Annotated in this window: 16 protein-coding genes and 5 tRNA genes; 12 read left to right on the top strand and 9 right to left on the bottom strand. The window is 42.0% G+C overall.

Annotation, left to right across the window (positions count from 1 at the left end):
• Position 1: 1 nt before the first annotated feature.
• From BTO08_RS13140 to BTO08_RS13125, 4 genes are all read right to left on the bottom strand, one after another.
• Entirely contained in the window at positions 2 to 1,105 is a 1,104-nt protein-coding gene (locus BTO08_RS13140; RefSeq protein WP_105061235.1) for an efflux RND transporter periplasmic adaptor subunit, read from the bottom strand.
• Between the two features lie 27 nt (positions 1,106 to 1,132).
• A complete protein-coding gene (locus BTO08_RS13135; protein ID WP_105061234.1) occupies positions 1,133 to 1,744 on the bottom strand; it encodes a TetR/AcrR family transcriptional regulator in 612 nt (203 codons plus the stop codon).
• A gap of 206 nt (positions 1,745 to 1,950) precedes the next feature.
• On the bottom strand, positions 1,951 to 5,082 hold the full coding sequence (locus BTO08_RS13130) for an efflux RND transporter permease subunit (RefSeq protein WP_105061233.1): 3,132 nt from the start codon (positions 5,080 to 5,082) through the stop codon (positions 1,951 to 1,953).
• Between the two features lie 9 nt (positions 5,083 to 5,091).
• Positions 5,092 to 6,240: an efflux RND transporter periplasmic adaptor subunit gene (locus BTO08_RS13125; protein ID WP_105061232.1), complete on the bottom strand. Its 1,149-nt coding sequence runs from the start codon at positions 6,238 to 6,240 to the stop codon at positions 5,092 to 5,094.
• Between the two features lie 310 nt (positions 6,241 to 6,550).
• Here BTO08_RS13125 and rep point away from each other — a divergent pair, with 310 nt between their 5' ends.
• Complete coding sequence (gene rep, locus BTO08_RS13120) at positions 6,551 to 8,566, top strand: DNA helicase Rep (protein ID WP_105061231.1); 2,016 nt, start codon at positions 6,551 to 6,553, stop codon at positions 8,564 to 8,566.
• A 77-nt stretch (positions 8,567 to 8,643) separates the two neighbouring features.
• Here the strand turns inward: rep and BTO08_RS13115 are convergent, their stop codons facing one another.
• The gene (locus tag BTO08_RS13115) at positions 8,644 to 9,051 is read right to left on the bottom strand and encodes a c-type cytochrome (RefSeq protein WP_105061230.1); all 408 of its coding nucleotides are present in this window, start codon (positions 9,049 to 9,051) and stop codon (positions 8,644 to 8,646) included.
• A gap of 279 nt (positions 9,052 to 9,330) precedes the next feature.
• On the opposite strand from BTO08_RS13115, the gene BTO08_RS13110 reads away from it, so the two are divergent.
• The 9 genes from BTO08_RS13110 (at position 9,331) to BTO08_RS13070 (ending at position 15,984) form a co-directional block, all read left to right on the top strand.
• A tRNA-Arg gene (locus BTO08_RS13110) sits at positions 9,331 to 9,407 on the top strand.
• Positions 9,408 to 9,442: 35 nt separating this feature from the next.
• Positions 9,443 to 9,518: transfer RNA gene (locus tag BTO08_RS13105), tRNA-His, on the top strand.
• 76 nt (positions 9,519 to 9,594) lie between these two features.
• Positions 9,595 to 9,671: transfer RNA gene (locus BTO08_RS13100), tRNA-Pro, on the top strand.
• A 9-nt stretch (positions 9,672 to 9,680) separates the two neighbouring features.
• Positions 9,681 to 9,756, top strand: a tRNA-His gene (locus tag BTO08_RS13095).
• A gap of 53 nt (positions 9,757 to 9,809) precedes the next feature.
• Positions 9,810 to 9,886 (top strand) — tRNA-Pro (locus BTO08_RS13090).
• Positions 9,887 to 10,654: 768 nt separating this feature from the next.
• Positions 10,655 to 12,373, top strand: a complete 1,719-nt coding sequence (locus BTO08_RS13085) for a dipeptide ABC transporter ATP-binding protein (RefSeq protein ID WP_105061229.1) — start codon at positions 10,655 to 10,657, stop codon at positions 12,371 to 12,373.
• Between the two features lie 56 nt (positions 12,374 to 12,429).
• The gene (locus tag BTO08_RS13080) at positions 12,430 to 13,989 is read left to right on the top strand and encodes an ABC transporter substrate-binding protein (RefSeq protein ID WP_105061228.1); all 1,560 of its coding nucleotides are present in this window, start codon (positions 12,430 to 12,432) and stop codon (positions 13,987 to 13,989) included.
• Between the two features lie 75 nt (positions 13,990 to 14,064).
• On the top strand, positions 14,065 to 15,042 hold the full coding sequence (locus BTO08_RS13075; protein WP_005372184.1) for an ABC transporter permease: 978 nt from the start codon (positions 14,065 to 14,067) through the stop codon (positions 15,040 to 15,042).
• Positions 15,043 to 15,045: 3 nt separating this feature from the next.
• The gene (locus BTO08_RS13070) at positions 15,046 to 15,984 is read left to right on the top strand and encodes an ABC transporter permease (protein ID WP_006647518.1); all 939 of its coding nucleotides are present in this window, start codon (positions 15,046 to 15,048) and stop codon (positions 15,982 to 15,984) included.
• A 58-nt stretch (positions 15,985 to 16,042) separates the two neighbouring features.
• Here BTO08_RS13070 and BTO08_RS13065 read toward each other — a convergent pair whose 3' ends face one another.
• Positions 16,043 to 17,461: a hypothetical protein gene (locus BTO08_RS13065; protein ID WP_105061227.1), complete on the bottom strand. Its 1,419-nt coding sequence runs from the start codon at positions 17,459 to 17,461 to the stop codon at positions 16,043 to 16,045.
• Positions 17,462 to 17,739: 278 nt separating this feature from the next.
• Positions 17,740 to 19,107 carry a YjiH family protein gene (locus BTO08_RS13060; RefSeq protein WP_105061226.1) on the bottom strand — a complete coding sequence of 456 codons (1,368 nt, stop codon included), beginning with the start codon at positions 19,105 to 19,107 and terminating at the stop codon, positions 17,740 to 17,742.
• 459 nt (positions 19,108 to 19,566) lie between these two features.
• Between BTO08_RS13060 and BTO08_RS13055 the strand changes: the two genes are divergently transcribed.
• Positions 19,567 to 20,154, top strand: a complete 588-nt coding sequence (locus BTO08_RS13055) for a hypothetical protein (protein ID WP_105061225.1) — start codon at positions 19,567 to 19,569, stop codon at positions 20,152 to 20,154.
• A gap of 577 nt (positions 20,155 to 20,731) precedes the next feature.
• Here the strand turns inward: BTO08_RS13055 and gorA are convergent.
• Together gorA and BTO08_RS13045 are read right to left on the bottom strand one after the other, a co-directional pair.
• Positions 20,732 to 22,087: a glutathione-disulfide reductase gene (gorA, locus tag BTO08_RS13050; RefSeq protein ID WP_105061224.1), complete on the bottom strand. Its 1,356-nt coding sequence runs from the start codon at positions 22,085 to 22,087 to the stop codon at positions 20,732 to 20,734.
• A 205-nt stretch (positions 22,088 to 22,292) separates the two neighbouring features.
• Positions 22,293 to 23,132: a 23S rRNA (adenine(2030)-N(6))-methyltransferase RlmJ gene (locus tag BTO08_RS13045; protein ID WP_105061223.1), complete on the bottom strand. Its 840-nt coding sequence runs from the start codon at positions 23,130 to 23,132 to the stop codon at positions 22,293 to 22,295.
• 214 nt (positions 23,133 to 23,346) lie between these two features.
• Here BTO08_RS13045 and prlC point away from each other — a divergent pair, with 214 nt between their 5' ends.
• Positions 23,347 to 25,389: an oligopeptidase A gene (gene prlC / locus BTO08_RS13040; RefSeq protein WP_105061347.1), complete on the top strand. Its 2,043-nt coding sequence runs from the start codon at positions 23,347 to 23,349 to the stop codon at positions 25,387 to 25,389.
• Positions 25,390 to 25,439: the final 50 nt, after the last annotated feature.

The following is a 25,439-nucleotide window of genomic DNA, read 5'->3' as shown; positions in this document are numbered from 1 at the left end:
ATTACAACAGTGGGGTTACGGCTGGAGCTTTAAGTGCATCATTTTCAACGACATGTACTAGCGTCTTGTTACTTAAACGGATTTGACCTGTAGTAACAATTTGCTCGCCAGCTTTGAGACCTGAAAGGATTCGCACTTGATTACCATGGTTTTGACCTGTGGTTATCACTGTTTGAATTGCACGTAATTTACCGTCTTGTTCTTTTAGTACGTATACCGTGTCACCGTATAAGGTGTAAGTAATCGCAGTTTGTGGGACGATAATTTGATCGGGAATAGTTGGTAAGATCACGCGAGCACGAGCAAACATACCACTACGTAATTTACCGCCACTGTTTGGAATATCTGCTTGAACTTGTATTAGACCTGTCTGGGCATTTACCGCAGGCTCAATCGCTGTGATTTGACCTTTGAAGTTAATATCTTGATAAGCATCGACATTGATATCTACTTCCTGACCAATCTTGATCTTAGAAATATCTGTTTGAGGAACCGTAAAGCGAAAACGCATGGTACGGGTATCTTCTAGACGAACAATTTGTGTGCCCGGTTGAATGTACTGACCTAAGTAAACATTACGTAAGCCAACTTCACCAGTAAAGGGTGCCACGATATCACGGCGTTGGATTGATTCTTCTAACGATTTGATTTGTGAGACAAGTGCAAGGTAATTGGCTTTTGCTTCATCAAGGTTTGATTTAGACACCGAGCCTTTACGATATAAATCTTGGTAGCGCTTGTAGGTAGCTTGTACTGCAGGTAATTTCGCTTTAGTACTTTCTAGGCTAGAGACTTCTACATTAGAGTTAATTGAGACTAACTCTTGACCAGCTTTAACATGTTGACCTGATTCAAATGCGATTTTACTGATCACACCTGAGGCTTCAGAAGTTAACGTTACACCTTGTACTGGTTCAATAAAACCAATCGCTTGAATGGCAGGATACCAGTTTTCGCCTTTGGTTGTCATCGCCGTTACTGGGTAGTTAGGCTCTGGCATGTTTGCCATGTACTCAGCAATTTTTTTCTGTTTGAACAAGTTGAAACCAATGACGCTCCCGAATAACAGGAGGACAAGAAGTAACACGACTATCCATTTTTTCATTGTAAAGTTTGCTCCGGTTTTACGCTATTAATGCAGAATGATGGCGTCCCACGAAGCATTGATTACTGCTTCAAGTTCGTCATCGTTGATCTGTAAACCACCATTGATTTGACGTCGAGCTAAGTTACAACTCGTCTCAAGGCTCAAAATACTTAGAACCTCGTTATCAATATTTTTAAACAAGCCGCAGGCTTTTCCTTCATTAAACATAGTTGCTACGGAAGAAAACAATTTTTGGCTTAAGTGCTTCTGCTCTTGTCTACTGCGACAAGGTAGATTTTGGAACTGACCCCGAATGATCAATGGGGCATCACCATTTAGAGTCATATGCCATAAATTAAGCCACATTGTGCGATAACGTTGCTTAATCGGCATGGTATCGACAACACCATGACTAATTTGAGCGGCGATATAACTTAAAATATGATCATGTAATTGGTTGAGTAAGTCGTCTTTATCGTTGAAGTAACGATAAATGGTTCCTGCTGCAACATTGGCTTCTTTAGCCACCATTTGCATTGAAAGGCCGTGAAAGCCAAACTCGGCAAGGAGTTTTTCTGTTGCTGCCAATATACGTATTCTTTTCTCATTCATAATAGTAATAATATTTGGGTGTGCAATGAATGAACGATCGTTCATTATTGTAGATAGTCGCCCTTGATACGCAAGTTTTTAATATAGCTTTTGCACAATATTCATTGATTATTCAGTTTAAGTTATGTGTCTGGTGAATGGTGGCTTTGAACTTATTTGCTAGGCGTTATAGGTATTGCTGCTAGAGGGAATTGGAAGTAAAAAAAAGCGCACACCCAAAGGCATGCGCTATTTGTTTTTCGGAGTAAGTATTACTCGGCTACTTGCTCTTTATTGTCAGTATTTTTCTTTTTGCCGCGGCTGAAAATACGTTCAACCACTACAAAGAATATTGGAATAAAGAAGATCCCAAGGAATGTCGAACTTAACATACCGCCAAGTACAGCAGTACCAATCGCATTCTTACCGCCAGAGCCAACACCGGTACTGATTGCCAATGGCACAACACCTAGACCAAATGCCAGAGATGTCATGATAATCGGGCGCAGACGTACACGAACGGCATGGAGTGTTGCTTCAACCAATCCAGCACCTTTTTCGTAGTACTCTTTAGCAAATTCGACAATCAAGATGGCGTTCTTAGTCGCCAAGCCAACTGTGGTTAATAGACCTACTTGGAAGAACACGTCATTTGGCATACCACGAGCGTTCATGGCCAGTAGTGCACCGATGATCCCAAGTGGTACGACTAATACCACGGCAAAAGGAACAGACCAGCTTTCATACAATGCTGCAAGTACTAAGAATACAACTAAGATAGATAACGCATACAGCATAGGTGCTTGGTTACCTGATAGACGCTCTTCATAGGATAAGCCATTCCACTCAACACCGAAGCCTGGTGGTAATTGTTTCACCATCTCTTCAATATCAAGCATTGCCTGACCTGTACTGTAACCTGCAACCACGCTGCCTTGAATGTTGACCGCAGGTGTCGCATTGAAACGCTCAAGTCGAGGTGACGCGTACTTCCATTCACCTGTCGCAAAGGCGGAGAATGGTACCATTTCACCTTTGTTGTTACGGACATACCAAGTATCTAAATCCGTCGGTTTCATACGGTATTGTGCATCACCTTGTACGAACACTTTTTTCACGCGTCCGCGGTCGATGAAGTCATTCACATACGAACTACCCCAAGCGGTACCCAATACCTGATTCACCGATTGAATATCAATACCGAGGGCACGAATTTTGGCTTGATCAATATTGATTTGGTACATCGGCGCATCTTCTTGTCCGTTAGGACGAACCCCAACAAGATTTGGATTTTGTGCCGCTAGACCTAATAACTGGTTACGAGCCGCGATCAGTTTATCATGACCTTGACCGCTTCTATCTTGGAGATAGAAGTCAAAACCACTGGCAGTACCCAATTCAATCACCGCTGGTGGTGCAAATGAAAATACCAATGCATTTTTGATTTGATGGAAATAAGCCATTGAGCGACCAACGATAGATTTTACATCCATCCCTGGTAACTGACGGTCAGACCAATCTTTTAATCCAACAAAGGCCATACCCATGTTTTGACCACTACCAGCAAAACTAAAGCCTGACACACTAAACACACTAGCAACGCTATCTTTTTCTTGATTTAGGTAGTAATCAGAGACTTTATCCATTACCTCTTGGGTTTGCTCTTGGGTCGAGTTAACAGGCAAAATAGCCTGACTAAACAAGATACCCTGATCTTCATCTGGCAAGAACGAGGTTGGCATACGCATGAAGATCCAACCAACGGCAACAGTTAGGCCTAGGAAGATAAACATCACGCGAATGGAGCGTTTGATCATCGCCGCAACGCCTGACTCATAACGTTTAGTCAAGTTATCAAAGGTGCGGTTAAACCAACCAAAGAAGCCTTTTTTCTCCCCGTGCTCTACCGGTTTTAGCATGGTTGCACACAAGGCAGGAGTTAAGATCACGGCCACCAAGACCGAGAGTGCCATGGCGGTAACAATGGTTATTGAGAACTGACGATAAATAACCCCTGTTGAACCAGACATAAATGCCATAGGAACAAATACAGCTGATAGGGTTAAGGCAATACCGACCAGTGCACCTGTGATCTGATCCATCGACTTACGTGTTGCTTCAACGGCATTTAAGCCTTCTTCATGCATTACACGTTCAACGTTTTCTACCACCACGATGGCATCATCAACCAGCAAGCCGATGGCAAGAACCATTGCGAACATGGTTAAGGTATTGATGGAGTATCCCGCCAGAGACAGCACCGCAAAAGTACCTAATAGTACAACGGGAACCGCAATGGTCGGGATCAAGGTTGCGCGGAAGTTCTGTAAGAATAGGTACATGATGATAAACACCAGTGCTACCGCCTCAAACAGTGTATGAACAACCCCTTCAATCGACTTTTCAACGAATGGCGTAGTATCGTACGGGTAAACCGCAGTTAAACCTTCAGGGAAGAAAGGTTTTAACTCTTCAACTTTCGCTTTTACCGCTTCCGCTGTCGCAAGCGCATTCGCGCCTGTTGCTAGTTTAATACCTAAACCACTGGCAGGTTTTCCGTTATAAAGTACTTGAACCGAATAACTTTCAGCCCCTAATTCAACACGTGCGACATCACTAAGGTGAACCGTTGCGCCAGAAGAGTCAGATTTAACAATAATGTTTTTAAATTCTTCTGGTGTTTGTAAGCGGCTTTGTGCGGAAACTGTTGCGTTCAGCTCTTGACCTGGCAGAGAAGGAGATGCACCAAGTTGACCTGCCGATATCTGTGCATTCTGCTCTTTAATTGCAGAAATAACATCAATACTAGTAAGGTTATATTTGGTCAATTTTAAAGGATCTAGCCAGATACGCATCGCATATTGTGCACCGAAAGTGGTGATTTCACCCACACCCGGAACACGACTCATAGGATCGGCAACGTTCGAACTGATGTAGTCCGAAATATCGTTTTTATCCATTGAGCCATCTTTGGAGTAGAAGCCGACAACCATCAAGAATGATGAGCTTGCTTTGTTTACTTTCACACCTTGTTGCTGTACTTCCATTGGTAACAGAGGCAAGGCAGATTGCAGTTTGTTCTGTACCTGTACCTGAGCAATATCAGGATCCGCTTCAGCATTAAAGGTTAGGGTAATTTGGGTATTACCAAAGCTATCACTAGTGGATGATAGGTAACGTAAGTTATCGATACCCGTCATACGTTGTTCGATAACCTGAGTAACGGTATCTTCCATAGTTTTTGCGTTTGCGCCAGGGTAGCTAGCGCTGATCACCACCGTAGGCGGTGCAATACTCGGATACTGCGACACTGGCAATTTGAGAATTGACAGTACCCCCGCAAGCATCACGATAATTGCGATCACCCAAGCAAAAATAGGGCGATCGATAAAGAAACGAGCCATATCTTATCTCTACTTTTGTGGTTGTGTGTTATTGGCTGTGGTCGGTTGAACCAAAGCGCCTGGACGAACTTTTTGTAGGCCATCGACAATGACTTGGTCACCATCTTTTAAGCCTTTAGTGATACGCCATTGGTTATCGATCACTTGCGCTGTCGTTACAAGGCGAGATTCCACCTTGTTTTCGGCATTAACAACCATGACCGTTGCTTCACCTTTACTATTACGGGTAACAGCTTTTTGGGGAATCATAATCGCTTTAGGATCGGTACCTGTGTTTAGCACTGCGCGAACATACATACCCGGTAGCAAAAGACCGTCGGGGTTTGGGAATTCAGCACGTAATGTGACTGAGCCTGTATTAGGATCAACGTTGACTTCAGAAAACTGTAATACGCCGTGATGAGGATAAACCGAACCATCTTCTAGGATAAGTTCGACATCAGCATTCTGGCTGGCTTGGAGTTCCCCTTGCTTTAATGCCGCTTTCAAGCGTAGTAATTGCGCACTAGATTGAGCAATATCGACATTAATAGGATCTAACTGCTGAATAGTTGCCAGCACTTGGGCTTGCCCAGCATTAACTAATGCGCCGGGAGTAACCGAAGATTGACCAATACGACCTGAAATTGGGGCTTCAACTTTGGTATAATCTAAATTGATTTTGGCTGTATTGACGTTTGCTTTTGCAACTTCAAGCCCTGCTATAGCGACTTTATAGGCTGCTTGGTTATCATCGTTAGTTTGTTTACTGAAAGCACCGCGTTCTACTAGCTTTTTACTACGAATTGCTAATGCTTTTGCTGAATCAAGCGTTGCTTGTGCCTTGGCAAGTTCTGCTTTTGCACTTAAATATGCAGCGTTATAAGTTGCAGAGTCAATGTTATAAAGGGATTGGCCTTTCTTTACATCACTACCTTCGGTAAAACCACGGTTTGTGATAATGCCTGAAACTTGAGGACGAACTTCTGCTTCTAAATAAGCTTTGCTTCGACCGGGTAATTCCACGCGGATTTCTTGTGGGTGAGATGTAATGGCTATAGTACCTACGGGGATACTTTTTGCTGCTTGTTGCGCAGTATTTTCTGCCGCATTTTGATCACAAGCTGTTACCCATAGTGCCATACTGACAACCATGGCAATTTTTGCGATTTTCCGCATGAAATCTCCTAATTTTAAGCAATATAACCGAGCGTAAATATCCAAATTTATGGATTTACAATAGAATAACCACTATTTACCATTTTGTAACCTATGATAGCCGTTTAAACACAGAACGGTTATTTTTGGCATAAAATAGAGTTTCTACCATGGAGTAACGTAGAAATTACTATTTATACCTATAGGGGATTGTTAATCATTATGTATGATTATTTGTGATTGGTCTGGGTTTAATTATTTGTCAAATGAATAAAACTCAGGTTTAAAGTGCATGTGTATGCATTTTTTTAAACGAGCGTCAGGATAACGAATGAAACTGAACCCAAGGCAAACAGAAGCAGTAAAATACGTTTCTGGGCCATGCTTAGTACTCGCCGGTGCAGGCTCTGGTAAAACCCGTGTGATCACTAATAAAATTGCTTATTTGGTACAGCAGTGTGATTACAAAGCACGCAATATTGCCGCGCTGACTTTTACTAATAAAGCGGCACGTGAAATGAAAGAGCGTGTAGGGCAAACATTGGGACGTCAAGAATCGAAAGGATTAATGGTTTCTACCTTTCATACTTTAGGTTTGAATATCATTCGTCGTGAATATAAGCATTTAGGCTTAAAAGCCAGTTTTTCACTGTTTGACGATCAAGACCAAATGGCGCTTCTCAAAGAGCTCACCGAAGATGAGCTTGAAGGTGATAAAGATTTATTAAAGCAATTAATGTCCTCTATTTCTAATTGGAAAAATGACATGTTGTCGCCCGCCGGTGCGGGTGCACACGCTCGTAGTGAGCGCGATCAATTGTTTGCGCATTGCTATGAAATGTACCAGCGTCAAATGAAAGCCTACAACGCATTAGATTTTGATGATCTGATTTTAATGCCCGTCTTGTTGTTGCGAGATAACGCTGAAGTGCGAAAACATTGGCAGAACCGTATTCGTTACCTGCTGGTGGATGAGTATCAAGATACCAATACCAGCCAATACTTATTTGTAAAACTATTGGTGGGTGAGCGTGCGCGCTTTACTGTGGTTGGTGATGACGATCAGTCTATTTACTCATGGCGTGGAGCGCAGCCAGAAAACTTAGGTTTGCTAAATAAAGACTTTCCTAGTTTAAAAGTGATCAAACTTGAGCAAAATTACCGTTCAACCAGCCGTATTTTGCGAACAGCGAATATTTTGATCGCTAATAACCCCCATTTATTTGAAAAAGCCCTTTTCTCTGAGATCCCTGACGGCGCGATGCTTAAAGTGATCACAGCGAAAAATGAAGAGCATGAAGCAGAAAAAGTGATTGGTGAGCTCATTGCTCATCGCTTTATGAATAACACCGCTTATAAAGATTATGCGATCTTGTATCGAGGTAACCATCAGTCACGTTTGTTTGAAAAGTCGCTGATGCAAAACCGTATTCCTTATAAGATTTCAGGTGGCACATCATTTTTCTCACGCTCTGAAATAAAAGACATCATGGCGTACTTACGCTTACTGACTAACCTAGATGATGACAACGCATTTTTACGTATAGTGAATACACCGCGTCGAGAAATCGGCCCAGTGACACTCGAGAAGCTCGGTACATACGCTAACATGCGTGGTAAAAGCTTGTTTGCCGCTAGCTTTGAGATGGGGTTAGAGCAACACCTATCAGGTCGAGGTTTAGAATCACTGCAACGCTTTACCCATTGGGTTAATCAATTAGCTGATAATGCTGAACGTGGTGATACGGTAGCTGCTGTGCGTCAATTAGTGCGTGATATTCATTACGAAGATTGGCTATACGAAACCTCACCAAGCCCGAAAGCTGCTGAGATGAGAATGAAAAATGTCTCTGATTTATATAGTTGGATCACCGCTGATTTAGAAGGCGATAACTATGATAATGAAGAGAAAACCTTAAAAGAAGTAGTGCAGCGTTTAACCCTACGCGACATGATGGAGCGAGGGGAAGATGATGACGATGCTGATCAAGTACAGCTTATGACGCTGCATGCTTCTAAAGGGTTGGAGTTTCCTTATGTGTTCTTAGTGGGGACAGAAGAGGGGATCTTGCCGCACCAAACCAGCATTGATGAAGAAAACGTTGATGAAGAACGTCGCCTTGCATATGTTGGGATCACGCGAGCACAACGCGAGCTAACCTTTACTTTATGTAAAGAGCGTCGTCAGTATGGCGAACTAATTAAACCTGAGCCAAGTCGATTCTTGTACGAATTACCACAAGATGATTTGGAGTGGGAAAGTGAGCGCAAACCCGTTTCTGCAGAAGAACGGATGAATAAAGGGCAAGCGCATATTGCTAATATTCGCGCGATGTTTAAAAAGTAATCCTACTAAATAGCGGCTATATAAAAAGAGGGTGAGCATTCATAATGCCCACCCTCTTTATTTATTATTGAGAAAAATTATAAGCCAGCAATCATGTAATTAATTGCGGCAACAATTTCTTCATCACTACAATCCATACAGGCACCTTTTGCAGGCATCGCATTAAAGCCATTAATAGCATGATCGGCTAACACATCTTTACCTTGGGCAATACGAGCAGACCAATCATCCGCATCGTCTTTTTTTGGTGCACCCATAACACCTGGAGTATGGCAAGAAGCACAAAAAGAATTATAAACGGCTTCACCATTACGAGGGCTGGCTGCTACTTCTACAGCAGGGGCTTCACCTTCAAGGTATAACGAACCTACAGGTTTAATACGTTCAGCAATAGCTTCATCTGTCATGTCGTTAGCAACTGCGGGAACAGCAATGGTAAATGTGGCTACAGCAGCGAATATAAACTGTCGAAAAGAAAAATTCATGGCGCTCACCTTATACTTCCAAATTGTATTTGTAGTTGCTGTTATCTTCACTCGTGGCTAATGTTGAAATAGTACGGCGAATGTTTTTAAAATAATTATATTGTTATACATTTGTTAGTATATCGGGTTGTACCGTAGGATCAAACTAGTGCGCTGTATTTGTATGATACGAATCAATAGTTATTTGAGCATAAAATCAGCGAGCGAAAGAAAAATGAAAAAAAACACTTGCCGAGAGGCGTTCTGATCCGTAATATTCACCCCCGTCGATAGGGCAAGGCGCCCGTAGCTCAGCTGGATAGAGCGTTGGCCTCCGGAGCCAAAGGCCGAAGGTTCGAATCCTTTCGGGCGCACCATTTAAATGGTCGTATTGGCGGAAGGTAATACATTGGTGGCTATAGCTCAGTTGGTAGAGTCCCGGATTGTGATTCCGGTTGTCGCGAGTTCAAGCCTCGTTAGCCACCCCATATTATAGAGAGTTGATACGTCAGCTTTCTGGCTTTTTAAAAGCCCGCTTGTTTATTCAAGCACACAGAATTAAGTCGGTGAATAGCGCAGTTTGGTAGCGCATCTGGTTTGGGACCAGAGGGTCGGGGGTTCGAATCCCTCTTCACCGACCACTTACAATGGTGGCTATAGCTCAGTTGGTAGAGTCCCGGATTGTGATTCCGGTTGTCGCGAGTTCAAGTCTCGTTAGCCACCCCATTATTTAGGTTATCTTATTAAGAGACCTTGGCCTTGTAAGCCTAAAACATTGTCGGTGAATAGCGCAGTTTGGTAGCGCATCTGGTTTGGGACCAGAGGGTCGGGGGTTCGAATCCCTCTTCACCGACCACCATTAAGAAAACCGTATCGAAAGATGCGGTTTTTTTTCGCCTATAGAAAAGTAAAAGTCGCTCAGTGTTATTGATTAGAGCGCCAAGGGGCGGGGGTTCCCTGATATTAGAACCTTGCTCTTCACCGACCATCATTAAGAAAACCGTATCGAAAGATGCGTTTTTTTTTCGCCTATAGAAAAGTAAAAGTCGCTCTGCGTTATTGATTAGAGCGCCAAGGGTCGGGGCTTGATAATAGAGCCTCGCTTTTCATCGATCCGAATTAAAGATCTATAACGTAATAGTTAGACTTTTTGGTGATAACCCTGATTTTATCTAGTGTTAAATATCAAAGGTATTGTAATTTTTCGCTTTTATATCTATTTATTTGAATTTTTATGGTTTTTGCTGTTATTTATTATGGATAAAGTAGCGTTTGTTATTATCGTGTAAATACATGTGTTTTTTGTTAGTGACAAATTATTCATATCTTGTTTTTTTGTTTTGTTTAGTAAGTGGTGGGTTTTCTATTTGTGCTCACTTGTTATTTCAGTGATTGTGGGTGTTTTGTATCGATTAAATATTTAGATGTATATTGTTTTACTGGTGAATTAAAGTGAATAATTATTCGATAGTTTGCATTCGTTATAGTTTTTTGCTTTGAAATGTTGCTTTTGTGTGAAATCTTTGACAGATTGATAGGCCGACATGCCATAGATGAATATTCTGGTGTGGAAAGGATTCAAGTTTTTATATTGGCAGGAACTGCCAAGCAATTGGGGTCGGTCATGGCTTTATTAGAAGTAAAAAACCTTCGGATAGAATATCCATCCCGCCATGGTGTTCATGCCGCGGTGAAATCATTGTCGTTTTCTATTGAACGCGGTGAAATTGTCGGCGTAGTGGGTGAATCTGGTGCGGGTAAATCAACCGTAGGCAATGCGGTGATTGATCTATTGAGTCCACCAGGGCAAATCGCTAATGGTGATGTGTATCTTGATGGAACAAAAATCTCAGGGCTAACGCCAGAGCAAATGCGTCAGGTACGTGGTGCTAAGATTGGATTTATCTTCCAAGATCCAATGACGTCGCTAAATCCGCTATTTACGGTTGAACAACAACTCACTGAAACCATTGTAACTAATTTACAAGTCACTCAGCAGGAAGCATATAAGCGTGCATTAACGTTGATGGAGCTGGTGGGCATTCCACAACCGGAATTACGTATTAAACAATACCCTCACCAGTTTTCAGGGGGTATGCGCCAACGTGTCGTAATTGCTATCGCGCTGGCAGGAGAGCCTGATTTAATCATTGCTGATGAACCTACAACAGCGTTAGATGTTTCGATTCAAGATCAAATTTTAACGTTGATCCGTGAGTTGTGTGTAGAGAAAAACGTTGGCTGTATGTTGGTTACTCACGATATGGGCGTTGTCTCGAATGTGACTGATCGCGTTGCTGTAATGTATCGTGGTGACTTAGTCGAACTTGGTACGACAGAGCAAGTTTTACACCGTCCAGAGCATCCATATACTCAAAGCCTAATTTCAGCTGTTCCACGTTCAGATATTAAATTACAGCGTTTTCCATTGGTAAATTATATCGAAGCGGCAGAAGAAACGCCGCCATTAGATGTTAAAAATCATTGGTTAGGGCAGCGCCAAGAGCAACGTGATTATTCAGGACCATTGTTGAATGTAGAGAACGTGAGTTTGCGCTTTGTGACCAAAGATTCTTTCTTTGAAAGTCGTCGTGAATATGTTCAAGCCAATAATGATGTCAGTTTCCAAGTCTTTGAAGGTGAAACTTTTGGCTTAGTGGGTGAATCTGGCTCAGGTAAATCAACAATAGCCCGTGTGATTGCTGGTTTATACCCACCAAATGAAGGTCGGGTGACATTTGAAGGGATGGATCTAACGGCGTTGAAAAGTGAAGCTGACCGTCGTCCTTTCCGTCGTCAAATGCAAATGGTCTTCCAAAACCCTTATACCTCGATGAACCCACGGATGCGTATCTTCGATATTATTGCAGAGCCTATCCGTTTTCATAAATTAACCGAGAATGAAGCACAAACCCGTCAAATTGTGCATGATTTATTGGATCATGTTGGGTTAGGACGTGCCTCTGGAGTGAAATACCCTCACGAGTTCTCAGGTGGTCAACGTCAACGTATTTCCATTGCTCGTGCTCTCGCAACACGTCCACGATTGTTGATCTGTGATGAGCCAACATCAGCACTGGATGTGTCTGTTCAAGCACAAATTTTGAATTTACTTAAAGATCTACAAGACGAATTGAATTTAACCATGTTGTTTATCAGCCATGATTTACCAGTGATCCGTCAAATGTGTGATCGCATTGGGGTGATGCAAAAAGGTACTTTGTTGGAAGTGGCGAAAACTGAACAGCTCTTTACCGATCCTCAACATGAATACAGCCAACATTTAATTTCACTGATGCCGGAGTTTAAAGGGATTAGTCAAAATGGATTAAAACGCGCTTAGTCCACATCAACAAACATTACTCGCGGGAGAGGTCCCGTGCATAAAGGAGTTATGCAATGAAAACCATCAAGAGCAAATTAGCCGTAGCATTGATTGCCGCGGGTTTAAGTTTTAGTGTCACTGCCGCAGAAATCAAACTGGGTTATGCCTCGGATCCTGTTTCATTAGATCCGCATGAGCAGTTATCAGGCGGTACGCTACAGCTATCTCATATGGTGTTCGATCCTCTTGTTCGTTTTACCCAAGATATGGATTTTGAGCCGCGTCTAGCTGAAAGCTGGGAGCGTGTTGATGATCACACGTTCCGCTTCAAATTACGTCAAGGGGTGAAATTCCATTCAGGTAATCCACTCACGGCTGACGATGTGGTGTGGACATTTAATCGTCTGCAAGAGTCGGCAGACTTTAAAAAGATCTTTGCCCCGTACTCTGAAATGAAAAAAGTGGATGACTACACGGTTGAGTTGATCTCGAAAGGAACCTATCCACTGGTTCTGCAAACCGCGACATACATTTTCCCAATGGACAGTAAGTTCTACACAGGGAAAACTGCTGAAGGTAAAGATAAAGCGGAAATTGCGAAACACGGTAACTCATTTGCTTCTACCAATCTTTCAGGTACCGGTCCATTTATCGTTACAGAGCGTGAGCAAGGGGTAAAAGTTGAATTTACCCGTAATGCGAATTACTGGGATAAAGCGTCAAAAGGTAATGTAGATAAGCTAACGCTATTGCCGATCAAAGAAGATGCAACACGTCTTGCTGCGTTGCTTTCTGGCGGTGTTGATATGATTGATCACGTTGCACCTAATGATCATAAACGTTTGAAAGAAGCAAAAGATGTTGATCTGGTGACACTACCGGGTACCCGTATCATCACGTTCCAAATGAACCAAAACAGCAATGAAGCATTGAAAGATGTACGCGTACGCCAAGCGATTGTACATGCGATTAACAACGAAGGCATCGTGAAGAAAATCATGAAAGGCTTTGCGACTACGGCAGGTCAACAGAGCCCAGCCGGTTACCAAGGTTACAATGCTGATTTAGTACCGCGTTACGATGTGAAAAAAGCCAAAGAATTAATGAAAGAAGCAGGCTATGCCGACGGCTTTACATTAACCATGATGGCACCGAATAACCGTTATGTGAACGATGCAAAAGTAGCGCAAGCGGTAGCGGCGATGCTGTCTAAAATTGGCGTGAAAGTCGATCTCAAGACCATGCCAAAAGCGCAATACTGGCCTGAGTTTGATAAGTGTGCGGCAGACATGATGATGATTGGTTGGCATGCCGATACTGAAGATTCAGCGAACATGACTGAGTTCCTAACCATGACGCGTAATGAAGAAACAGGTCAAGGTCAGTACAACTGTGGTTTCTACTCTAACCCTGAAGTCGATAAGTTGATTGAAGCGGCGAACGTAGAAACCGATCAAACCAAACGTAAAGCAATGCTACAGAAAGTAGAAGCAACGTTGTACAACGAAGCGGCGTTTGTCCCACTGCACTGGCAGAGCCTTGCATGGGGCGCGCGTTCAAATGTACACGCGGCCGATATTGTTAACCCAATGGAACAGCCTTACTTTGGCGATCTTGTGGTTGATGAAAAGTAAGTAATGTTATAGCGAAAGCGACAGTGCCGGAGCTTGCTCCGGCACTTTTTCAGGAAGAAAGAGAAGGGGCAGGGAATGTTTACGTTTCTGGTCAAGCGCCTGTATCAGGCACTGATAGTGATGTTTGTGATCAGTTTGGTGGCCTTTGCCATCCAAGATAACCTTGGCGACCCATTACGAGAGTTGGTGGGGCAATCTGTATCAGAAGCTGAACGACAACAATTACGTGATGATTTAGGACTTAACGATCCGTTTATCACCAAATACAGCCGATTTTTAGCGAATGCGGTACAAGGCGATCTAGGCACGTCTTATACCTTTAAAAAGCCTGCCACAGAGGTGATTTTAGACAAATTAGTTGCCACCTTAGAGTTAGTTTTTGGTGCCACAATTATTATTGTCTTGGTCTCTATTCCGCTTGGCGTGTACTCCGCGATTCATCCCAATAGTTTCTTAACCAAAGCCATTATGGCGTTCAGTAGTATTGGTATATCAATTCCCGTTTTCTTAACTGCCATTATGTTGATGTACGTCTTTTCTATTGAACTTGGTTGGTTACCTTCGTTTGGTCGAGGTGAAACCGCCAACTATTTAGGTTGGGAATCGGGGTTCTTTACCCTTGATGGCTTAAAGCACCTTGTGCTGCCATGTGTTGCCTTAGCGTCGATTATGTTGCCGTTGTTTATTCGTTTAGTGCGCTCTGAAATGTTAGAAGTGTTGAGCTCTGAATACATTAAGTTCGCGAAAGCGAAAGGGCTACCGATGAAAAAGGTCTACTACCAACACGCCTTAAAAAACACCATGCTGCCGGTATTAACGGTTGGCGGGGTGCAGATCGGTACCATGATTGCTTACACCATTTTGACTGAAAGTGTATTCCAATGGCCAGGCACAGGATTGCTGTTTTTAGATGCCATTAACCGTGTTGATACCCCACTTATCACAGCTTACGTGATTTTTGTTGGCTTGATCTTTGTTGTAACTAATACCATCGTCGATTTGCTCTATGGATTGGTTAACCCGACTGTAAACCTGACTGGCAAGGGAGAGTAAGTCATGAGTAATACACTAGCTGCACCAAGCCGTTGGGAGCGTTTTAAAAACTCCGATATTTTGTATTATTTTAAGAAAGACAAAGTGGCGATGGTGTGCTTCGCTGTCTTTCTAACGTTTGCCACCACGGCATTGTTTGCACCATTTATAGCGCCGAGTAATCCGTATGATTTAGCGTCGATAGATATTATGGATTCAGAGTTACCGCCATCATGGATGGAAGATGGTGATGAGAACTTCTTACTTGGTACCGACGATCAAGGCCGTGATATTTTATCGACCATGCTTTATGGTGCGCGTTTATCACTAACGATTGGTTTACTTGCTGTTGCACTGCAAATGACACTGGGGATCGTGATTGGCTTAACTGCGGGTTATTATGGTGGTCGTGTTGATAGTTTCTTGATGCGTATTGCGGACGTGCAGTTGTCATTCTCGACCATGATGGTGGCGATCATCGTTTCTGCGATTTTCCGAACCGCATTAGGTGCTGAAACCTATGCGCAATATGCGGTGATCATGTTGGTAATGATCATTGGTATTGCTGAATGGCCTCAGTATGCACGTACAGTGCGTGCTTCGGTATTAGCCGAAAAGAAGAAAGAGTATGTTGAAGCGGCAAAAGTCATGGGCTTTAGAGCGCCACGTATTATGTTCCGTCATATTCTGCCAAACTGTTTATCACCGATCTTAGTGATTTCAACGGTACAGGTGGCAAATGCCATTATGTCAGAAGCGGCCTTGTCATTCTTAGGCTTAGGTTTACCGGTAGATCAGCCATCATTGGGTTCACTGATCAGTATCGGCTTTAAATATATCTTCTCTGGCGCGTGGTGGATCACTGTCTTCCCAGGTATTTTGCTGGTGGTATTAGTACTGGTAATCAACTTGTTAGGTGATTGGTTACGGGACGTGTTTAACCCGAAGATTTATAAAGGTTAATGAGCTGACGTTTAGATAGTAAAAAGGCGACCTATTGGTCGCCTTTTTTGATTTTGTATTACTTGCTTGATGCTTTCCACTTTGTCAGAAGATCTCTTGCGAATGCTTCATTAGAAGCAAACATACCAAACATGTTTTTAACTGTGCTGTCTTCTGTGATCAGTAAATTACGATCTTTGGCAATGATCTTGAAGTTCATATCGTTATCGCCGTCTGGGAAATCGATAAATAGGTTATCGTTTTGAATTGCCCAACTAAGCTCCATTGACTCACCGTTTTCTTCAATCGTCACTTTATCAGTTGTAAAGCGCATTGTTGCTAACATTGGATCAGGGTTATAGGTTGTAGAGTCATCTGCAATAAAGAAGAAAGTCTTATTCGCAAAGGTTTCAGCATAAACAGCTTCTTTCTGACGCAGATCTTTCTTACTCCACAGGATTAGATCACCGTCATTTTGTGGTACAGCGAGTGAGACGTCTTGAGTCATGTAGATGAAAGTATCTGCTTCACCATCAGAAACGATAGCGTCACCGTTGATCGTAAATTCACCTGTCGATGTTTTACCTGTGTTGTAGCGTGTCATTTCTAGCGTGTTAGCAGAGATAACTTTTGCGTAATCAATACCTTCTTGAGTCGCATATGCTTTATTTAAGCTTACTGCCCACATTTCTTCGTTAACAGCAAAGTAGCTTGCAGTGGTGTAAATGGCTTTACTTACCGCTTGGCCTTTTTCATCAAATTCAATGTTGATGGTGTTCAAATCTTCTTTGTTGTTAATTTTTTCATCTAATATTTTGCTGATGTCAGTGGTTGTTTTAACGAGTTTGTCGGCATCGATAGCTGCAATGGTCGTTGGTAGTGAGGTTGTAATTGAACGCGCAATCGCATGCACTTTCTGTGCATTATCATCACTTTCTTTTTGTGCAACATAATCACCAGCAATGGTGTTAAGTGGCAGGTTTAGCTCATCTGCAAGGGCTTCTAATGTGGTGTCTTTTGTGTGTGCCATTGTAGTAAAAGGCGTCACTGAAATAGTGTTATTCTCAATATTATCACTTGCAGAAACGATGTATTGGAAGTCATTGCCTAACTTACCACTCTTATCTGAGTCACTAGTCACCGATGCTTTTGCTGATACTATGATATTGAATTTAGCATCTTCTTTGCTAATTTCAGCTTTACCGTTTTTGTCTGTCTTAACGTCTAACTGTTCATTAGTGTCACATACATTATTGTCGTTACGGTCAATACAGATATCTGCGTTGGCTAGGTAACCATCGATAGCTTGAATGGTGATAGTGCTAGTATCTGGCGTTGGTTGTTCAGTATCAGGCTTATCAGTGTCAGGAGTCCCAGTCTCTGGTGATGTATTTTCAATATCAGGTGTTGTTGATGTTGAAGATGAATCATCGTTACAGCCAGTAAGAGTAAGCGTCGCAAGAAGTGATGCTGCAACAATAGATAGTTTGAATTGCATTATATCGATTCCCTTTAAACAATATGCATGGTTAATAAGCCGTAAATAACATTAAAAACAGTTGGTTAGATTTGGCTTGTTGACATGTTTGCAATTGAGGAAAATAAAATCAATGGCAAAAAAGTGCTTATTCTTATGATGAATATTGGATTTTATAAAATGCGATGGAATTAACGAAATTGCTAGTTGGTGTTAATTCTAATGCCTTAGCTGTATCAATATTTTGATAATAAAAAAGGCGACCAATGGTCGCCTTTTTTATCAGTGAAACTCAAATTTTAGAACAGTAGGTGCGCCATACCTGCAATCACAGGTAAAGTCACCAGTGTACGAAGAATGAAAATTACAAACAGTTCCCACGCTTTTACAGGTACTTTACTACCAATTAATAGTGCACCAATTTCAGACATGTAGATAAGTTGTGTCACTGACATTGCAGCGATGATGAAGCGCGTCATGTCGCTTTCAATTGTTGATGCCAAAATAGAAGGCAAGAACATATCAGCGAAACCCACCACAATCGTTTTAGATGCCGCTTCCGCTTCTGGAATATGCAGTAGCTCTAAGAACGGAATAAATGGCATACCTAAGTAATCAAATAGCGGTGTATTTTCTGCAATCACCAGCGCGATAGTACCAATCGCCATCACGACAGGTAGTACGCCAAACACCATATCTACAGCGTTTTTCACGCCATCTAACGCAATTGCTGGAATACTTTTTACTTCAGCGGCTTTCTTTAGTGCTTGGTGTAAACCGTAAGAGAAAACGTTGTAACCTTGTGGCACATTTTCATCATGTTGACTCTCTGTTGTGCCATCAATGTAGATGTTTTTCTTACGTGATAGTGGCGGTAGACGAGGCACAATAATTGCCGCGACAAGACCTGCAAGGCATACCGTTAAGTAGAACGGTGCAAACATGTGCTCTAAGTTAACTTGCGCGATCACGACTAAGCTAAAGGTAATAGATACCGCTGAAAAGGTTGTACCAATAATGGCCGCTTCACGTTGGGTGTACATTCCCGATTCGTATTGCTTACTGGTCAATAATACGCCTACCGAGCCATCACCTAACCAAGATGCAATGCAGTTAACGGATGAACGGCCAGGCAAACCAAAAATCGGACGCATGATTCGAGTAAATAAAGTGCCGAAAAATTCCAGTAGACCAAAATTGAGTAGAAGCGGCAGTAGCAAACCGGCAAAAATAAATACTGAGAATAGAACAGGTAGTAAATCGTTTAATACAAGACCGCCTGTCGCGTCGTTACGAAACATCACAGGGCCAATATTAAAGTACGCCATAACAGCAAAAATAGCACCAAGCTGTTGAACCACAAACCACATTGCTGATGGGTTCATTAACCCGTTTAAAAAGCTATTACGGGTAATAAAACCCGGTTTAAACAATTTAGTGATGATAGACATAATCGCAGTAAAGCTAATTACTGCTGTCACAATAGAGGTTAGCGAGTTCTCAAAATGGCTTTGGATCGTTTTCGCTAAGATTGCGATAGGGATCGTAATATCACCATTAAAATTAATCGGTGCCATGAAAAGAAAGACGCCAATTAACGATGGGATAACGAACATTAGCCAGGTGTTCAAGGTGTTTTTAGGTGGTGCTACTGCTTGGTCATGCATCTTGATTTACAACCTACTGATAGAAACTGCCGAATAAATAGGAATACCCCCTATAGGTCCAGTGAGAATAACTATTCACTGGTTTATCATATTTAGGGAGGGAGAGATTACATTTTTTTAATAAAGCATGGAATAGTTGACTGGTAAAAAATGGTTAATTATGTAAATATTTTTTGATTTTATTCTAATGTTTATGTGTTTAGTAAACGTTGTGATTTAACAAATTAATAAAAATTAGGGCTTTATGACTATTATAATGTGATGGGTAGTTGACTCATTATTCTAGTGGTTCTAGAGACTCTTCTCATTTGCGCAATATTATTACTTATCTGTAATAGTGTTTTTGCTTTTGTGGGGATTATGTTTTTCTTTGTAATGGTTATAATTATGACATTAAACAATATGTTGTATTTATTGCTTTAGCTTAATTATAACGTTACCAATTTATTGAGGTTTGCTATGACAGAACAACATCATAATCATTTTCACGTTGGTCAAATTATTGAAAATCATCCATTTGCAGCGGGAGATGGTGCTGTTCTGGAAATGTTCCGCAATGATATGACGAATGTTGTTTTTATTGGTTTAGAGAATATTACTGAAGACGAACAACAACTACTTGCTGAGTCAGGTGCTGAGTTTGGTGTATTAAGTACTGAAAATGGCGGTTGTTTAGTGGTATTAAAACTCGGTGATCTAGCGTTTGATATTCAGTTTAATGCTGCGGTGATCCCTAATGAGTTTTTTGCACAACCCGCTGAAGATACAGCTTCATTAACATTAAACATGATGGCTGTTGATACACAAAGCAATGAAATGAAAGTGATCCGTGAGTTTTCATTGCCAGCAGAAGTTAGCCATAAATTAATTGATGTGGTTAACAAGCAGCGTGAAATCGAAGATGTGATGGCTGTGAATGCAGAAAACATGCATTTACTAAACACTATCAGCACTGAAGAGTTGCTAAAACAAATCACGCTTACGCAAATTCAAAGTGTGATTGCGCCAAGTTGTAGCTGTGGTCATGATCATCACCACCATCACTAATAAGTGAATAGATTTTAAAAAACACCGCTTTTACGCGGTGTTTTTTTTCGTCTCAATAACGCTGACTTTGTCGTGATTAAAAAACGTCAGGCCAAAGATTTATTTTGATTGGTAGATGTTTTTGTAGATATATAGCAAAAGGGCTTTGAACATGCCGTTCAAAGCCCTCTTTAAATTCTTTTTCAGTAAGGTATTTAATGCTTACTTATTGTTGCCGTTTTTGTATAGAGAAGAAAACGCAGGAGTGTATAGAGCAACAATTTTATTAACGATACGAGTCATGGAATTACCTATAAAAGATTAAGCTAGATTTTATGTACAACCATCGCCTAAACAATGTAACAACAGGCATTCGGTCGTGTTTCGATGCGCGCATTATAGATATTTTCGGATTATTGAAAAATGAAAAAAACTAGTGTTTTGGTATTAGTTTTTCTAATTTGAAAATGCAAAGATTGATTGAGTATTAAAAGGCTTCTAACACTGATATTGAGACCTGTGGTTGATACGATAAAGAGAATAAAAAAGGCGATGTATTTTGCATACATCGCCTTTTAATATTATCTCAGTGAGACAATTATCTCATGGTAACGAATTCTTCGCTGCCCGTTGGATGGATTGCCACAACGCTATCAAAGTCAGCTTTTGTTGCGCCCATCTTAATTGCAACACCAAAGCCTTGGATCATTTCGTCAACAGTGAAACCAATACCATGTAGACCAACCACTTTTTCATCATCGCCAGCACATACAAGTTTCATTTTACAAGGTTGACGATGGCTCGTTACAGCGGTGTACATAGAGGTAAAGCCAGACTTGTATACTTTTACGTTTTCTTCACCGTATTGCGCAATAGCTTCAGGCTCTGTCAGGCCAATCGTACCGATTGGTGGGTGACTAAACACAACTGTTGGTACGAGTGAGTAATCCATCTTCGCATCAGGTTTATTGTTAAACAAACGTTCAGAAAGTTGACGACCAGCTTTAACCGCAATTGGGGTTAACTCAATACCGCCTTCCATGATGTCACCGACACAGTAAATACCTTTCACATTCGTTTCTTGGTATTCATCGACTTTGATGTAACCACGGTCGTTGGTTGCAACACCAGTTGCTTCAAGGTTAATTTTATCTGTGGTTGGGTGACGACCAATAGCCCAAATCAGTACATCAGTATTGTGTGATTCACCGTTTTCAAAGTGCAGAGTGATAGAGCCATCAGCTTCTTTAACCACTTCTTTAGGCACTGAATGAGTGTGTAGTGTTGGGCCTTCAGCTGCCATTACTTCAACCAACGTTTCAACAATCAAAGGATCGAAGCTACGTAGTGGTGATTCTTTACGTACGAATAGGTGAGTATCAGTGCCTAGTGCGCTTAGTACACCTGCAATTTCAACGGCGATGTAACCCGCACCAATAATTGCAGTACGCTTAGGTTGTTCGTTTAACTCAAAGAAACCATTGGAGTCGATACCGTGTTCAGCGCCTGGGATCGCAGGAATTGTTGGCTCACCACCGACAGCAATTAAAATATGATCGGCTGTGTAATGCTCGCCATTCACTTCAATTGTTTTTGCGTCGACAAATTTTGCAAAGCCATTAATCACTTCAACTTTATTGTTACCCAATACGTTATCGTAAGAAGTATGAATACGGCTAATGTAAGCTTCACGGCTTTCAACCAGCTTGCTCCAGTCAAAACCTTTTACATCAACGTCAAAACCGTAGTCTTTAGCGTAAAGGTGCATAGCTTCAGCGATTTGAGCACCATGCCACATCACTTTTTTAGGTACACAACCTACGTTTACACAAGTACCACCGAGTGCTTTTGCTTCGATAATCGCAACTTTTGCACCATACATTGCAGCACGGTTTGCTGATGCAATGCCGCCGCTACCACCGCCGATACAGATGTAATCAAAATGCTTTGCCATGACTTTACTCCATTAATATTCGTTATATTCGTGACGAGCTATTGAGCTAGTGTAATAAAGATTGGGGTGCCTGACGAGGATTTAAAATCGGAAAATACGATTGATTTACCATTAAATCATCGAAAATTGAGATTGTGGCACGAATTATCTGGTACAGGCAGCATACACTGCCTGTATTTTAAAGGGAGGAAATATTGCCAATGGTTTATTCAGGCACAACCCATTCAACGGTGTGGTGACCATGATTAGGTGCAATGGCTTGCTGTAACCAAGGCAGAATGTCACGCATTTGGCTTTCTAGCTTCCAAGGTGGGTTGATCACAATCATGCCTGATGCTGTCATACCGCGCTCTTCACTATCAGGCTCTACACCCAGTTCAATTTGTAAGATTTTAGGGATATTTAAATCTTTTAAGCCTTGAAGCATGTTGTTGATAGTTTCACGATAAACCACTGGGTACCAAATAGCATAGGTACCCGTAGCCCAACGTTGATGGCTTTGCTTGATCGCTTTTACTACATCTTGGTATTCATGTTTAAGTTCGTAGGGGGGATCGATCAATACGACACCGCGACGCTCTTTAGGCGGAAGGCTAGCTTTTAAGCGGGCAAAGGCATCTTCTTTATACATTTTAACGTGGCGATCGCCACGAAATTCTTGCAGCAGTAATGGAAAATCACTTGGATGAAGCTCGGTGAGTACCATACGGTCTTGATCTCGGATTTGTGCGCGTGCCACTTTTGGGGAACCCGGGTAATAACGCAACTCTTCGCCGTGATTCAGATCTTTAATCGCTTCAATGTAACTCTGGATCGCTTCAGGGATATCATCACGTGACCAAATACGCGCAATACCTTGTTTAAACTCACCGGTTTTTTCGCTGCGCTCATCTTGCAGATCGTAACGACCTACACCAGAGTGAGTATCGTGATAGACGAAAGGTTTATCTTTTTGCTTGAGTGCATCCAGAATTAAGCTTTGAACAATGTGTTTAACCACGTCAGCATGGTTGCCTGCGTGGAAGCTGTGACGATAACTCAGCATGAAATCAATCTCTATCGGTATCTAAAGGAGGGGTTGTTAGTCGGTATTATCGTTAATTCTCAACTATTATCCAACCATGATGCGAACCTTTGCGCCTAACCGTGCGGTATCAACCCGTTATTACGAAGTATTTAGCGGCAAAATTGCAGCAAGGATTGAAATTCATCCATCATGGGCGCATGTTAATAATAAGATAAAAATAAAGGAAAAGCGTATGTCCAACCCATTATTAGCGATGACAGATTTGCCACCGTTTGCTCATATTAAACCTGAGCATATTAAGCCCGCGGTAGAACAAGCGATCGCAGATTGCCGTGAAAATGTAGAATCTGTGTTGATGGAAATGGCAGAGCCAACTTGGGAAACCATCTGTGCGCCTTTAGCTGAAACTGATGATCGCCTAGGTCGTATTTGGTCACCTGTCGGTCATCTTAATGGCGTGAAAAATAGTGCTGAATTACGTGAAGCGTATGAAAGCTGTTTGCCTCTGTTATCTGATTACAGTACTTGGGTTGGACAACACAAAGGATTGTACGAAGCCTATAAAGCGATTAAAGCGAGTGATAAATTTTCGTCGTTGAACAAAGCGCAGCAAAAGTCGATCAAAGACGCCTTAAAAGAATTTGAGCTATCAGGTATTGGCTTACCTGCACAAGAGCAAGCGCGTTACGGTGAGATCAGTAAACGTTTATCTGAGCTATCTTCAACCTTTAGTAATAACGTGTTAGATGCCACCATGGCATGGAACAAGGTCATTACTGATGTTGAGCAATTAAGCGGTTTGCCTGAATCGGTTTTGCTTGCGGCAAAAGCGAACGCAGAAGCGAAAGAGAAAGAAGGGTATTTATTCACCCTAGAAATGCCGTCGTACTTACCAGTAATGACATACTGTGATAACCGTGAACTCCGTGCTGAAATGTATGAAGCGTTCGGTACCCGTGCCTCAGATCGTGGTCCTAATGCAGGTGAATTTGATAACACTGAAGTAATTGCAGAAAAACTTAAACTGAGCCACGAACTGGCTCGCATGTTAGGTTTTAACAGCTACAGTGAAAAATCACTGGCGACCAAAATGGCAGAATCTACCGAGCAAGTGTTAGGTTTCTTAAATGATCTTGCTGATCGTGCGAAGCCACAAGGTGAGCGTGAGGTGGCTGAATTACGTGAATATGCTAAGAATGAATTTGGTATTGACGATCTACAGCCATGGGATTTTGCTTACTATTCAGAAAAACTAAAACAACATCGTTACAGCATTTCAGATGAAGAGTTACGTCCATATTTCCCTGAAAAGAAAGTGGTTGCAGGTCTCTTTGAAGTATTAAAGCGTGTGTTTGGTTTAGAGATCAAACAACGTGAAGGTGTAGAAGTTTGGCATGAATCAGTAACGTTTTATGACATCTTTGATAATAAAGGCAAACTTCGCGGTAGCTTTTATCTTGATCTTTACGCGCGTGATCATAAACGTGGTGGTGCGTGGATGGACGAATGCATGGTTCGTCGCACCCGTATTGATGGCACGTTACAAACCCCAGTAGCCTACTTAACTTGTAACTTTAACCGTCCGATTGGCGATAAGCCGGCATTGTTTACCCACAATGAAGTGGTGACTTTATTCCATGAAACCGGTCATGGTATCCATCACATGCTGACTCAAGTTGATGTAGCGTCAGTATCAGGTATTAACGGTGTGCCATGGGATGCGGTGGAGCTACCAAGCCAGTTCTTGGAAAATTGGTGTTGGGAAGAAGAAGCACTGGCGTTTATTTCTGGTCACTATGAGACAGGTGAGCCGTTACCAAAAGAAATGCTAGATAAGATGCTGGCGGCGAAGAACTTCCAATCAGCGATGTTTATTTTACGTCAGCTTGAGTTTGGTCTGTTTGATTTCACGTTATACACCGAATACGATCCAGAAGTAGGTGCACAGGTGTTAGATACTTTATTTAAAGTGAAATCACGTGTATCAGTGGTTCCAAGCCCAGAATGGGGACGTTTCCCACATAGCTTTAGTCATGTTTTTGCTGGTGGCTACAGCGCAGGTTACTACAGCTACTTGTGGGCGGAATTATTGTCTTCTGATGCGTTCTCACGCTTTGAAGAGGAAGGAATTTTCAATCCGCTAACAGGACAAGACTTCTTAACTTGTATCCTTGAGCAAGGGGGCAGTGAAGAGCCAATGGCGCTATTCAAACGCTTCCGTGGTCGAGAGCCTGAGCTAGATGCAATGCTGCGTCATAGCGGTATTACAGGTTAATGTAACACGTGCAGTGAGTGACTGAGGATGGTCACTTGCTGCATGCAATT

Source organism: Photobacterium angustum (assembly GCF_002954615.1).
Taxonomy (GTDB): domain Bacteria; phylum Pseudomonadota; class Gammaproteobacteria; order Enterobacterales; family Vibrionaceae; genus Photobacterium; species Photobacterium angustum_A.
Note: the sequence above shows the minus strand (reverse complement) of the source record. Positions and strands in the feature narration are given on the sequence as shown.

Coding starts and splice junctions, on each gene's coding strand:
- rep (WP_105061231.1), top strand. CDS start 6,551: ATGAAACTGAACCCAAGGCAAACAGAAGCAGTAAAATACGTTTCTGGG.
- BTO08_RS13125 (WP_105061232.1), bottom strand. CDS start 6,240: ATGCGGAAAATCGCAAAAATTGCCATGGTTGTCAGTATGGCACTATGG.
- BTO08_RS13065 (WP_105061227.1), bottom strand. CDS start 17,461: ATGCAATTCAAACTATCTATTGTTGCAGCATCACTTCTTGCGACGCTT.
- BTO08_RS13135 (WP_105061234.1), bottom strand. CDS start 1,744: ATGAACGATCGTTCATTCATTGCACACCCAAATATTATTACTATTATG.
- BTO08_RS13055 (WP_105061225.1), top strand. CDS start 19,567: ATGACAGAACAACATCATAATCATTTTCACGTTGGTCAAATTATTGAA.
- BTO08_RS13070 (WP_006647518.1), top strand. CDS start 15,046: ATGAGTAATACACTAGCTGCACCAAGCCGTTGGGAGCGTTTTAAAAAC.
- BTO08_RS13080 (WP_105061228.1), top strand. CDS start 12,430: ATGAAAACCATCAAGAGCAAATTAGCCGTAGCATTGATTGCCGCGGGT.
- BTO08_RS13115 (WP_105061230.1), bottom strand. CDS start 9,051: ATGAATTTTTCTTTTCGACAGTTTATATTCGCTGCTGTAGCCACATTT.
- BTO08_RS13140 (WP_105061235.1), bottom strand. CDS start 1,105: ATGAAAAAATGGATAGTCGTGTTACTTCTTGTCCTCCTGTTATTCGGG.
- gorA (WP_105061224.1), bottom strand. CDS start 22,087: ATGGCAAAGCATTTTGATTACATCTGTATCGGCGGTGGTAGCGGCGGC.
- BTO08_RS13085 (WP_105061229.1), top strand. CDS start 10,655: ATGGCTTTATTAGAAGTAAAAAACCTTCGGATAGAATATCCATCCCGC.
- BTO08_RS13045 (WP_105061223.1), bottom strand. CDS start 23,132: ATGCTGAGTTATCGTCACAGCTTCCACGCAGGCAACCATGCTGACGTG.
- BTO08_RS13130 (WP_105061233.1), bottom strand. CDS start 5,082: ATGGCTCGTTTCTTTATCGATCGCCCTATTTTTGCTTGGGTGATCGCA.
- BTO08_RS13075 (WP_005372184.1), top strand. CDS start 14,065: ATGTTTACGTTTCTGGTCAAGCGCCTGTATCAGGCACTGATAGTGATG.
- BTO08_RS13060 (WP_105061226.1), bottom strand. CDS start 19,107: ATGCATGACCAAGCAGTAGCACCACCTAAAAACACCTTGAACACCTGG.
- prlC (WP_105061347.1), top strand. CDS start 23,347: ATGTCCAACCCATTATTAGCGATGACAGATTTGCCACCGTTTGCTCAT.